The sequence below is a fragment of the Paracoccus lichenicola genome (genome assembly GCF_009708075.1).
GTDB classification, from domain to species: domain Bacteria; phylum Pseudomonadota; class Alphaproteobacteria; order Rhodobacterales; family Rhodobacteraceae; genus Paracoccus; species Paracoccus lichenicola.
Window position 1 is genome coordinate 241,882 of record NZ_WMBT01000005.1, and the last position, 12,273, is coordinate 254,154.

At 68.5% G+C, this 12,273-nt stretch carries 11 protein-coding genes; 7 read left to right on the forward strand and 4 right to left on the reverse strand.

The features are described 5' to 3' along the window. Positions 1-54: 54 nt before the first annotated feature. Together GIY56_RS11060 and GIY56_RS11065 are read right to left on the reverse strand one after the other, a co-directional pair. Positions 55-1,275 (reverse strand): UbiH/UbiF/VisC/COQ6 family ubiquinone biosynthesis hydroxylase, encoded by a 1,221-nt coding sequence (locus GIY56_RS11060; RefSeq protein ID WP_154764888.1) that lies wholly within the window; start codon positions 1,273-1,275, stop codon positions 55-57. Continuing rightward, a complete protein-coding gene (locus tag GIY56_RS11065; protein ID WP_154764889.1) occupies positions 1,268-2,170 on the reverse strand; it encodes an SDR family oxidoreductase in 903 nt (300 codons plus the stop codon). The genes GIY56_RS11060 and GIY56_RS11065 overlap by 8 nt, the downstream gene beginning before the upstream one ends. Before the next feature lie 93 nt (positions 2,171-2,263). Between GIY56_RS11065 and GIY56_RS11070 the strand changes: the two genes are divergently transcribed. Continuing rightward, the gene (locus GIY56_RS11070; protein ID WP_154764890.1) at positions 2,264-3,748 is read left to right on the forward strand and encodes an AMP nucleosidase; all 1,485 of its coding nucleotides are present in this window, start codon (positions 2,264-2,266) and stop codon (positions 3,746-3,748) included. Positions 3,749-3,897: 149 nt separating this feature from the next. Further along, positions 3,898-4,197 (forward strand): HU family DNA-binding protein, encoded by a 300-nt coding sequence (locus GIY56_RS11075; RefSeq protein WP_154764891.1) that lies wholly within the window; start codon positions 3,898-3,900, stop codon positions 4,195-4,197. Between the two features lie 207 nt (positions 4,198-4,404). On the opposite strand, the gene GIY56_RS11080 is transcribed toward GIY56_RS11075, so the two are convergent. Beyond that, positions 4,405-4,755, reverse strand: coding sequence for a hypothetical protein (locus GIY56_RS11080; protein ID WP_154764892.1), 351 nt, complete (start codon positions 4,753-4,755; stop codon positions 4,405-4,407). 118 nt (positions 4,756-4,873) lie between these two features. Here GIY56_RS11080 and GIY56_RS11085 point away from each other — a divergent pair, with 118 nt between their 5' ends. From GIY56_RS11085 to pdeM, 5 genes are all read left to right on the forward strand, one after another. Next, on the forward strand, positions 4,874-5,770 hold the full coding sequence (locus GIY56_RS11085) for a DMT family transporter (protein ID WP_154764893.1): 897 nt from the start codon (positions 4,874-4,876) through the stop codon (positions 5,768-5,770). Between the two features lie 63 nt (positions 5,771-5,833). Beyond that, positions 5,834-6,826, forward strand: coding sequence for a ligase-associated DNA damage response exonuclease (locus tag GIY56_RS11090; protein ID WP_154764894.1), 993 nt, complete (start codon positions 5,834-5,836; stop codon positions 6,824-6,826). Further along, on the forward strand, positions 6,823-8,373 hold the full coding sequence (locus GIY56_RS11095) for a cisplatin damage response ATP-dependent DNA ligase (RefSeq protein WP_154764895.1): 1,551 nt from the start codon (positions 6,823-6,825) through the stop codon (positions 8,371-8,373). Before GIY56_RS11090 ends, GIY56_RS11095 begins: the two co-directional genes overlap by 4 nt. Continuing rightward, positions 8,370-10,742 carry a ligase-associated DNA damage response DEXH box helicase gene (locus GIY56_RS11100; RefSeq protein ID WP_328288517.1) on the forward strand — a complete coding sequence of 791 codons (2,373 nt, stop codon included), beginning with the start codon at positions 8,370-8,372 and terminating at the stop codon, positions 10,740-10,742. Before GIY56_RS11095 ends, GIY56_RS11100 begins: the two co-directional genes overlap by 4 nt. Continuing rightward, the gene (gene pdeM / locus GIY56_RS11105) at positions 10,739-11,404 is read left to right on the forward strand and encodes a ligase-associated DNA damage response endonuclease PdeM (RefSeq protein WP_154764896.1); all 666 of its coding nucleotides are present in this window, start codon (positions 10,739-10,741) and stop codon (positions 11,402-11,404) included. Before GIY56_RS11100 ends, pdeM begins: the two co-directional genes overlap by 4 nt. A 52-nt stretch (positions 11,405-11,456) precedes the next feature. On the opposite strand, the gene GIY56_RS11110 is transcribed toward pdeM, so the two are convergent. Then, the coding region (locus GIY56_RS11110) for an outer membrane protein (protein ID WP_154764897.1) at positions 11,457-12,273 on the reverse strand (817 nt) is incomplete at its 5' end.

The window sequence follows — 12,273 nt, forward strand, 5'->3', positions numbered from 1 at the left end:
CCTTTGCTTAAATATCCTGGGGGAGTCCGCCTTGGCGGACGGGGGCAAGGCCCCCTACAGCGCCTGCCCCAGCAGCATCCTCGGCATCGGATCGACCGACAACCCCGCCGCCTGCCGCATGAAGCCCCGCCGCAGGGCGGGCACCGCGCTGACGATCCCCATGCCCAGGCCGCGCGCTACTGAGGCCACCGGATTGGTGCTGGCGAACAGCCGGTTCACCCCGTCCATGCCAAGCGCGAGGCTGGTCGCGTCGAACCGCCGCCAGCCCTGATACCGCTGCAAGACAAGCTCGGACCCGATATCCTCGCCCCGGCGCGCCGCATCGACCAGAACCTCGGCCAAGGCCGCCACGTCGCGCAGGCCCAGGTTCAGCCCCTGGCCTGCGATGGGATGCACGCCATGCGCCGCATCGCCGACCAAGGCCACCCGGTCCGCCGCATAGCGATCGGCCAGCGACAGGCTCAGCGGATAGGTGAAGCGCGCCCCTGCCAGTTCGATCCGGCCCAGAAAGTCGCCGAAGCGCGGGCGCAGCACGTCCAGGAAGGCGTCGTCCGGCAGCGCGGCGATGGCGCGGGCATTGTCGTGGGTTTCCGACCAGACCACGCTGCTGCGGTTGCCGGGCAGGGGCAGGATCGCCAGGGGACCGGTCGCCATGAAATACTGCTGCGCGACGCCCTCGTGCGGGCGCTCATGCGCGATGGCCGCGACAAGCGCCGTCTGGCCGTAATCCCAACCCCGCCGCCGGATCCCGGCGCGCGCGGCTACCCCCGACCCGCGCCCGTCCGCGCCCACCAGCAGCCGGGCGCGCATCCGGCGGCCATCGGACAGCGCGACCTCGACCCCGCCCGCCGTGACCTGCTGGTCCGTGACCGACAGCCCGGACAGGTGCTGCACCTTGCCGGGCATCGCGGCCAGCAGGGCGCGATACAGGAACCGGTCCTCGAGCATGTAGCCGACCGGGCCTTCCTCGATCTCGGCGCTGTCGAAATGCAGGAAGAAGGGCGCGGCCCCCTCGCCCGGCCGACCTTGGGACGCCTTGACCTGCCGGATCGGCTGGCTGTCGTCTGCCAAGCCCGCCCACAGCCCAAGCGCCTTCAGCAACCGTTGCGAGGCGACCGCCAGCGCATAGGCCCGCCCGTCGAAATTGTCGCCCGCCCGCGCGTCCGCCGGGCGGGGATCCACGACGGCCACGCGCAGGCCCGCGCCCGCCAGGGCAAGGGCCAGAACCGGGCCGTTCAGCCCGCCGCCTGCGATCAGGACATCCACATCACTCATGGCGCGGATCATGCACGGGGGCGGGCGAAAGTCCATGCGGCGAAGCGCCCTCGGCGGCCAGGATCGCCGCCAGCCCGCTGCGGTAATCGGGATGGCGCAGCCGGACCCCTAGGTCTTCCTTGATGCGCCGGTTCGAGACGCGCTTGTTGTCGGCGTAAAAGGACCGCGCCATGGGGGTCATGGGGGCATCCTCGAAGGCGACCTCGGGCGGCGGCGGCAAGTCCAGCAGATGCGCCGCATGGGCCAGCACGTCCTGCGGCGGGGCCGGGTCGTCGTCGCAGACGTTGTAGGCGGTGCCGGGCGCGGGCCGGTCGAGGGATGCCAGCAGAACCCGGGCGATGTCTTCGGCATGAATGCGCGAAAACACCTGGCCCGGCTTGATGATCCGCCGCGCGGTGCCGTTCCTGACCTTCTCGAACGGCCCGCGCCCGGGACCATAGATCCCCGCCAGCCGGAAGATGTGCAGGGGCAGCCCCGCCTGGTCCGAAAGCGCGCGCCAGTCCGCCTCGGCCCGGATGCGGGCCTGACCGCGCGGGCCGGTGGCGTCCAGGGGGCTGTCCTCGTCCACCCAGTCTCCGCCCCGGTCGCCATAAACCCCGGTCGTGGACAGATAGCCCAGCCAGCGCGGCCGCGCCCGGGCCAGATCGTCGCGGAAGGCCGCCAGCACCGGATCCCCCGCAGGTCCGGGCGCGGCCGACACCAGGATCGCATCCGCCGCCGCGATCTCGACGCGCAGGCGTGCGTCCTCGCCGGGCCACGGGATCGGCACCGCGCCCGCCGCCGCCACCCGGTCGGGATCGGCGCGCGTCGTGCCCAGGACCTGCCAGCCGCGCGCGCGCAGCAGGGGCGTCAGGAAACCGGCGGAATAGCCGTGGCCGAAGACAAGCATTCTCATGACGCCAGCGTAACGGCCCGCGCGGCCCGGCGCCAGACGCTTGCCTGCGGCGGGCCGGGCTGGCAGGGTCGGGGGAAAGCAAGGACAGGAACGATGGACACGGATTCCCGCTATCTGCCGGTCGAGACGCCCGACCTGCCGGGCCGCGAACAATTCACCGACGCCGCGGCCGCCGTGGCGCGCCTGCAGAATCTCTATGCCCGCGCCACCGGCTTTCTGCTGGACCGCTTCACCAAGGCGCTGGAAGGCAACAAGCCCGTCGCCCGTTTCCGGGCCTTCTACCCCGAGTTGCGCCTGACCGTGCCCACCCATCCGAAGGTCGATTCCCGCCTGTCCTTCGGCCATGTGGTGGCGCCCGGCAGCTATTCCGCGACCATCACCCGGCCCGACCTGTTCGAGAACTACCTCAAGGAACAGATCGGCCTTCTGATCCGCAACCACGGCGTACCGGTGACGGTGGGCGTCAGCGACACGCCGATGCCGGTCCACTTCGCCGTCGCCGCCCAAAGCGACCTGGCGGTGCCGCAGGAAGGGGTGCTGGATTTCAGCCTGCGCGACATCTTCGACGTGCCGGATCTGAACACCATGAACGACGACATCGTGAACGGCATGGCGGGGCCGATGCCGGACGGGTCGCTGCACCTGGCGGCCTTCACGGCGCAGCGCATCGACTATTCCCTGGCGCGGTTGCAGCATTACACCGCGACCGCGGCCGGGCATTTCCAGAACTTCGTGCTGTTCACCAACTATCAGTTCTACGTGGACGAGTTCGAGGCCTTCGCCCGCCGCGTGTTGGGCGATCCCGCCCTGGGCTATGACAGCTTCGTGGCCCCCGGCAACCAGGAGATCTCGGATCCTGCCGCCCCCCTGGCCGCGCTGTCCAAGCTGCCGCAGATGCCGACCTATCACCTCAAGCGTGCGAACGGGCAGGGGATCACGCTGGTCAATATCGGCGTGGGACCGTCGAACGCCAAGACCGCCACCGACCATATCGCCGTGCTGCGCCCCCATGCCTGGCTGATGGTCGGCCATTGCGCGGGCTTGCGCAACAGCCAGTCCCTGGGCGATTTCGTGCTGGCCCATGCCTATCTGCGCGAGGATCACGTCCTGGACGACGACCTGCCCGTCTGGGTGCCGATCCCGCCCCTGGCCGAGGTGCAGGTGGCCCTGCAAGAGGCCGTGGCCGAGGTCACGCAGCTGGACGGCTATGAACTCAAGCGCATCATGCGCACCGGCACGGTCGCCACCATCGACAACCGCAACTGGGAATTGCGCGACCAGTCCGGCCCGGTTCACCGCCTGTCCTTGTCGCGCGCCGTGGCGCTGGACATGGAAAGCGCCACCATCGCCGCCAACGGCTTTCGGTTCCGGGTGCCCTACGGCACGCTGCTCTGCGTCAGCGACAAGCCGCTGCATGGCGAACTGAAGCTGCCGGGCATGGCCACCGACTTTTACCGCACGCAGGTCGCCAACCACCTGCTGATCGGCATCCGCGCCATGGAAAAGCTGCGCGAGATGCCGCTGGAGCGGATCCATTCGCGCAAGCTGCGGTCCTTCAACGAGACGGCCTTCCTGTGACCCTGCGTCAACTGGCCGTGCCGCGCCTGCTTTCCGAGGAAGCCGCGAAAAAGGCTTGAACTGTTGGGGAAAACGGTGTGTAGCAGGCGATATGCCGCAAAAGGCGCTATGTTTGGCCCCTGCAGAACCGGGCAAGAGGAGACAGATTGATGGCTACGCCTTCCGCTAAACCGATGACCAAGACCCAGCTGGTCGCCACGCTGGCCGAGGAAATGGGTTCGGACAAGAAATCGGCCTCGACCGCGCTGGACGCGATCGCCGCCGTTGTCGCCCGCGAAGTCGCCGCCGGCGGCTCGGTAACGATCCCCGGCATCGGCAAGATCGCCTGCCGCGCGCGTCCCGAACGCCAAGTCCGCAACCCGCAGACCCAGGAAATGATGACCAAGCCTGCGGACAAGCAGGTCAAGGTGACGGTCGCCAAGTCGCTGAAGGACAGCGTGAACAGCTGATCGCTGCTTACGGCAGACGAACGGGGCCGTGCCGGTGGGCGCGGCCTTTTTGCTTGCGGGGGAGTCACCGAGGTCCGGCAGGTGAATGTCCGGGGGACATTCGCCCGGACCGATTGCCCGAAGCCGCAAGGCGCGAGGCGCAAGGGGCGTGCAACCGGACCTGACGCCAGCAATCCGGCAGGGCAGGTGCCGCCGCTGCGCCATGCGCTATCGCCGCCATCTGTCGGGCGTCAGCGCGAGAACAATCAAGGTCGGGAGTAGAATGAACGGAAAAACACCGATGACGTAGAGCAAGGAATAGAAAAAAAGGACATCGTGCAAAACGGCAATCTTTACGATCACAGCCCATTCGGGACACTCTATGCCCCAGATGACGCCTCCGCCGCAGCCGATGGAGCTGAAATATCGCTTCGTCCAAAGAGGCGCCGCATAACCCACCAGAGGCACGATTGCGTTTGCGGCCATGATCCATCGCACCCGCAAGGACCGACTGAACCAGGCGATCATTCCGGCCAGGATGGGTGCGCCAAATACCCAACCGAAGAAAAGAAACGTCATCGCTGACCCTTTCAGGGACACGGTGTCGGTCTGCTATCAGGTATGCCGCGACTTCACCCTTCCCGCCACCCCCATGACCTGCTAGCCCTTCTGCATCATCTGCAACGGAGCCTTCCGCATGGACATTCGCGCAATCCTGATGGGGGTGTTCTTCGCGGTGATGTGGGCCTCGGCCTTCACCTCGACCCGGATGATCGTGACCGAAGTGCCGCCGCTGTTCGCGCTTGCCCTGCGCTTTCTGCTGTCGGGCGCGATGGGCGTCGTCATCGCGCTGCTGATGGGCGAGACATGGCGCGCGCTCACCCGCGCGCAATGGCGGGCGGTGGTGATCCTGGGGCTGTGCCAGAACGCGCTGTATCTGGGCCTCAACTGGGTGGCGATGCAGTGGATCGAGGCGGGACTGGCGTCCATCATCGCCGCCACCATGCCGCTGATCGTGGCGCTGCTGGGATGGGGCCTGATGGGAGAGCGGCTGCGGCCGATGGGCATCGCGGGCCTGGCCCTGGGGCTGATCGGGGTCGCCATCATCATGGGCGCGCGGCTGCAAGGGGGCGGCAGCGATCCGGTGGGCATCGCGATGTGCTTTGCCGCCGCCCTGGCGCTGGCCGTGGCCACGCTGACCGTGCGCGGCGCCAGTTCGGGCGGCAACGTGATGATGATCGTGGGCCTGCAGATGCTGGTGGGGTCGGCGACCCTGTGGGTCGTGGCTCCGCTGCTGGAGGATTGGCACGTCGATCCCCATCCCCGGCTGGTCTGGGCCTTCCTTTACACGGTGATCGTGCCGGGGCTGGTGGCGACCTGGGTCTGGTTCCGGCTGGTGGGCCGCATCGGCGCGGTGCGGGCCGCGACATTCCATTTCCTGACGCCCTTCTTCGGGGTCGCCACCGGCGCGGCCCTGCTGGGCGAACGGCTTGCGGCAGGCGACGTGATCGGCGTGGGCATCATCATGGCGGGCATCCTGGCCGTGCAATTGTCCAAGGCGCCCGCGCCCGTGGTCCGTCCCCCCTCGGCCTGAGGGCGGGAACGGCCAGGCCGCCGCGGCGTTGATTTTCATGGAATGTTCACCATCTTGGTATCCATGCGCGCCGATCAGATCCTGCACCCGACGCCGGCCGGGCTTTACTGCCCCCCCGGCGATTTCTTCATCGACCCCGTTCGCCCGGTGCCCCGCGCGCTGATCACCCACGGCCACGGCGACCACGCCCGGTCGGGCCACGGCGCCGTCATGGCGACGCGCCAGACGCTGGAGATCATGGCGATCCGCTATGGCGCCGATTTCGCGGGCCAGCGTCAGGCGGCGGATGGTCCGGTCCGCGTGGGCGGCACCACCGTCAGCTTCCATCCGGCGGGCCATATCCTGGGGTCCGCGCAGATCGCCGTGCAGCCGGACCACGGCCCGAAGATCGTCGTCTCGGGCGATTACTGCCGCCACCCGAACCCGGTCAGCGAACCTTACGAACCCGTGCCCTGCGACATCTTCGTGACCGAGGCGACCTTCGGCCTGCCGGTCTTCAAGCACCCCGACCCAGCGGGCGAGATGACGCGGCTGCTGGCCAGCATGGCCGAATTTCCCGAACGCCAACACCTGATCGGCGCCTATGCCCTGGGCAAGGCGCAACGGCTGATCATGCTGGCGCGGCAGGCGGGCATCGACGGGCCGATCGCGATCCACGGCGCGTTGCAGCGGCTGTGCGATTACCACGTGGAACAGGGGATCGACCTTGGCCCGCTGGTCCCGGCCACCGCGAAACAGGTGGACGCGCAACTGGTGATCGCGCCGCCCTCGGCCTTTGCATCCGCCTGGGTGCAGCGGTTCCGCGATCCGGTGATCGGCTTCGCCTCGGGCTGGATGGCGGTGCGGGCGCGGGCGCGTCAGCGGGGCGTGGAACTGCCCTTGGTCATCAGCGACCACGTGGACTGGCCGCAGGTCACGCGGACCATCACCGAACTGGCCCCGCGGGAAGTCTGGATCACCCACGGAACCGAGGACGGCCTGCTGCGCTGGTGCGAATTGCAGGGCATCCCCGCCCGCCCCCTGCGGCTGGTGGGCTACGAGGACGAGCCGGAATGAGGGCTTTCGCCACCCTGCTGGAACGCCTGGCCTTCACGCCCGCGCGCAACGCCAAGCTGCGCCTGCTGCGGCATTATCTTGAAGCTACGCCCGACCCGGATCGCGGTTATGCCCTGGCTGCGCTGACGGGCGATCTGAAGCTGCGCACCGTCACGCCCGGCCTGTTGCGCGGGCTGATGGTGGAACGCGTGGACGAACAGCTGTTCGCGCTGTCCTATGACTTCGTGGGCGATCTGGCGGAAACCATCGCGCTGTTGTGGGACACCGACCGGGACGAGGACGTGCCCCTGCACCAGGCCGTGGCGCTGCTGTCCGAGACCGGCAAGGCGGGCCTGCCCGCGGCCATCGCCGGGATGCTGGACCGGCTTGGTCCCTCGCAGCGGCTGGCCTTTCTGAAACTTGCCACGGGCAACATGCGCATCGGCCTGTCCGCCCGCATGGCCCGCATCGCCCTGGCCGAGATGGGCGCCCCCGACGTGGCCCAGATCGAGGAAATCTGGCACGGCCTGACGCCCCCCTATCAGCCGCTGTTCGACTGGATCGCGGGCGGCGCGCGCCCCGAACAGGCCGCCCGCGCGCCCTTCCGCCCGGTGATGCTGTCCACCCCCGTCGATCTGGACCAGTTGCGGGCCTTCGATCCCGCCGACTATGTCGCCGAATGGAAATGGGACGGCATCCGCGTGCAGGCGATCAACGACGGCGGGGTGCGGCGCCTGTATTCCCGCACGGGAGAGGACATCAGCGCCAGCTTTCCCGACCTGATCGAGGCGCTGAACTTCGACGGCGCCGTGGACGGCGAATTGCTGGTGCGGCGGGGCGAGGACGTGGCGGTCTTCGGCGACCTGCAGAAACGCCTGGGCCGCAAGCAGGTGGGCCGCGGGATGCTGGACAGCCACCCGGCCAGCCTGCGGGTTTACGACCTGATGATCTGGGGGGGCCGCGACCTGCGCGATTTGCCGCTGACGGACCGCCGCGCCGCCTTGGAGGCTGCGGATTTCGGCAGCGACCGGATCGACGTGTCGCCGCTGCTGGACTTCGCCACCTGGGACGACCTGGCGGCCTTGCGCGCCGATCCCCCCGCCCCGGTGATCGAGGGCGTGATGATCAAGCGCCGCGACTCCGCCTATGTCGGCGGCCGCCCGCGCGGCCCGTGGTTCAAGTGGAAGCGCGACCCGCATGTGGTGGACGCCGTGCTGCTTTACGCGCAGCGCGGGCATGGCAAGCGGTCGGGATTCTACAGCGACTTCACCTTCGGGCTGTGGGAGGCGGACCAGCTTGTGCCCGTGGGCAAGGCCTATTTCGGCTTCACCGACGAGGAACTGCGCGAACTGGACCGGTTCGTGCGCAACAACACGGTCGAACGCTTCGGTCCCGTCCGGTCCATCGCGCCCAAGCTGGTGCTGGAGGTCGCGTTCGAGGGCCTGAACGCATCCGGCCGCCACAAGGCGGGCGTCGCCATGCGCTTTCCCCGCATCAGCCGCATCCGCTGGGACAAGCCCGCGTCCGAGGCCGACCACCTGTCCACCCTCAAGGCGATGATCCCGTGACCCTGCCGCCCGAATTCCAGGACTGGTTCGCCCGGCAGGGCTGGCAGCCCCATCCGCATCAGCTGGATCTGTTGGCCGCGCAGGGCGACACCCTGCTGATCGCGCCGACCGGGGGCGGCAAGACGCTGGCGGGGTTTTTGCCGTCGCTGGTGGACCTCAAGGACGGGCACAAGGGGCTGCACACGCTTTATGTCTCGCCCCTCAAGGCGCTGACGGCGGACATCGCGCGCAACCTTGCCCGTCCAGTGGCCGACCTGAACCTGCCCATCCGGGTCGAGGATCGGACGGGCGACACGCGCCAGTCGCAGCGCGCGCGGCAAAGGGTCGATCCGCCGCAGATCCTGCTGACCACGCCGGAATCGCTGGCCTTGATGCTGTCCTATGAACAGGCGCCGCAGATCTTCGGCAGCCTGCGGCGGGTGGTTCTGGACGAACTGCACGCGCTGGCCGAAAACAAGCGCGGCGACCAGTTGATGCTGTGCCTGGCGCGATTGCGCACCCTGGCCCCGGGCGTGGTGACGACCGGCCTGTCCGCCACGGTCGAGGATCCGGAGGCCCTGGCGCAATTCATGGGCGGCGCATCCATCATCAACGCCGATCCCGGTCCCGAACCCGACATCGCCATGCTGGCCACCGCCCGTCCTGCCCCCTGGTCGGGCGGCGGCGGCCATTACGCCGTCCCCGAGGTTCTGGACCAGATCCGGCAGGCCCGCACCACCATCATCTTCATCAACACCCGCGCCCAGGCGGAACTGTTCTTCCAGGCGCTGTGGGCCGCCAATGACGACAACCTGCCCATCGGCCTGCACCACGGCAGCCTGGCCCGCGAGGCGCGCCAAAGGGTCGAGGCCGCGATGGCGGCGGGCCAACTGCGCGCCGTGGTGGCGACGGGCAGCCTGGATCTGGGCATCGACTGGGGGTCCGTGGATCTGGTGATCCAGATCGGCGCGCCCAAGAACGTCAAGCGGCTGGTCCAGCGGATCGGGCGGGCGAACCACCGCTATAACGCCCCAAGCCGCGCCCGGATCGTGCCCGCCAACCGCTTCGAGGTGATCGAATGCGTGGCGGCCCTGGAAGCCGTCCACGAACACGACCTGGACGGAGAGCCGCGCGGTCCCGGCCCGCTGGACGTGCTGTGCCAGCATATCCTGCTGACCGCCTGCGCCGGTCCCTTCGATGCCGACGCCCTGTTCGCCGAGGTGCGCACCGCCGGTCCCTATCGCGGCCTCAGCCGCGCGCAGTTCGACGACTGCCTGGATTTCGCGGCAACCGGCGGATACGCCTTGCGCGCCTATGACCGCTGGCAGCGGCTGATGCAGCGCGATGGGTTGTGGCGGCTGCGCGATCCCCGTGCGGTGCGCGAATTGCGCATGAACGTCGGCACCATCGTCGAGGCCGAGATGCTGAAGGTCCGCTTTCGCCGCGGCGGCGGCCTGCTGGGCGAGGTCGAGGAAGGTTTCGCCGCCACCCTGGTCAAGGGCGACACCTTCCTGATCGGCGGGCAGACCGTGCGCTACGACGCCCTGCGCGAAATGGTGGTCGAGGTCACGAAGCAGCCCGCGAAACAGCCGCGCATCGCGCTCTATTCCGGGCTGAAGCTTGCCACGTCCACGCAACTGTCGCACCGGGTTCAGGCGCTGATCGGCGATCCCGCGCGCCACTGGGTGCTGCCGCCCGACACCGCCGACTGGCTGGCCTTGCAGGCCCGCGTCAGCGCCCTGCCGCAGCCGGGCGTGCTGCTGAGCGAAAGCTTTCCCCATCGCGGCCAGTGGCATTTCGCGCTTTATGGTTTCGCCGGGCGCCATGCCTTGCAGACGCTGGGCCTCTTGATGACCAAGACGATGGAGGATGCGGGCCTTGGGCCGCTGGGGTTCCTGGCAACCGATTACGCGCTGTGGATCTGGTCGCTGGACCCGGTGACCGATCCCGAACCGCTGCTGGACCGCGATGCCTTGCGCGCGGGCCTGGGCGACTGGCTGGCAGGCAATGCGGTGATGAAGCGGACCTTCAAGAATGTCGCGGTCATTTCCGGCCTGATCCAGCGCAACATGCCGGGGGGGCGGAAATCGGGCAAGCAGGCCACCTTTTCCACCGACATCCTTTACGATACCTTGCGCCGCTATGACCCCGACCACCTGCTTCTGCGGATCACCGCGGACGAGGCACGGCGGGGCCTTGTCGATTTCGACCGGATCGAGGAGATGCTGGACCATTCCCCCCGTCACGACCACCGGATGCTGGACCGCGTGACGCCGCTGGCCGCGCCCCTGCTGCTGGAATTCGGCCGCGTTCCCATCGCGGGCCAGGGCCGCGAGCGCCTGGCCGAGGCCGAGGCCGCCGCCCTGATGGCCGAGGCGGGCCTGGCATGACCCATGCCTTCGATTTCGCGGGCCAGAGGCTCGAGGCGCGGCCCTCGGGCGCGCTTTTCTGGCCCGAGCGCCGCTGGCTGATCGTGGCCGACCTGCACCTGGGCAAGTCCGAGCGCATGGCCCGGCGCGGCGGATCGCTGCTGCCGCCCTACGAAACCCTGGCGACGCTGGACCGCCTGGAGGCCGAGATCGCGGCGACCGATCCCGCCTGCGTGGTCAGCCTGGGCGACGGGTTCGACGACGACGCGGCGGCGCTGGCGCTGCCCGACATGCTGTGCGACCGGCTGCGCGCCATGGCCTGGGGGCGGCGCTGGATCTGGGTCAGCGGCAATCACGACCCCGCCCCGGTCTGCCCGCGCCTGCCGGGCGAGGCGGTGGACGCGTGGACCGACGGCCTGACCTTGCGCCACCAGGCGGGGCAGGGACCGGACGTGTCGGGGCATTTCCACCCCTGCGTGCGGCTGGCGGGCGACCGGCGGCGCTGTTTCCTGGTCGGGCGCGACCACCTGATCCTGCCGGCCTTCGGGGCCTATACCGGCGGGCTTGCCATCGACAGCCCCGTGCTGGCGGCCCTGGTGCCGCAAGGACTGGCCATCGCCTGCGGGACACGCGCCCTGCCCATTCCGGTGGGCGCCCCGGCGCGGGCCGGCCGGCGCGCATGAGAAAGGCCGGGTCGCTGCGCGCGCCCGGCCCTTGGATCGTTTGGTGCCGAACTCAGAAGCTGAAGTTCACACCGACCTTGATGTTGTGATGTTCCGGCGTGGCGTTGCTGACAAGGGTGCTGGTTCCGTCGTCAAATTCGACATCGGTCTTGCCGAAGTCACGATACTGCCATTCCGCAAAGACCGACAGGTTGTCACGCACCTTGCGTTCGACGCCAAGGCCCAGCGTATAGCCGCTTTCCTCAAAGCCGATCGTTTCGGAGCCATCAGCCGTCTTCAACTCATAGTCGAAGTCGCCGTAAACCGCGCCTACCGTGCCATAGACCAGCGTTTGCGGATTCACGACATAACCCGTCTTGAGCTGCAAGCCCACGGCATAATTGAGCGAAGATTCGACTTCGGTCGACTCGCCGTCCAGCAGGAAGCTATCCGATCCGTCCACGCTGCCGCTCTCGACCCACAGTTCGGGACCGAAGACCCAATTGTCACGCTGCCAGCGATAGCCTGCATGAAGACCGGCGGTCACGCCCTTCATGTCGGCCTGACCCAGATCGGTATTCCGCTCGATCAGGGTATCGCCCACATAGCGGTCTAGCCCGATCTCGTCGTCGCCGCCAAAGCTGTAGCCGATCGAGCCGCCGGCATAACCGCCAGCCCAGTCACCGACCGGGGCGGCTTCAACGACCGGGGCCGTCACCACGGGATCTACTGTCGGGGCGGTATAGCCCCCGGCAAGGGCGCCGGACGCGCCCGAGAGAATGCCAAGGGCGCACATCGCCAGGAACGAGGTATGACGCATCATACCAAACGCCTTGCTCTCTGACTCGCACGGGATTCCCTTCGACCTGAAAGTATGAATCATGGTTTTC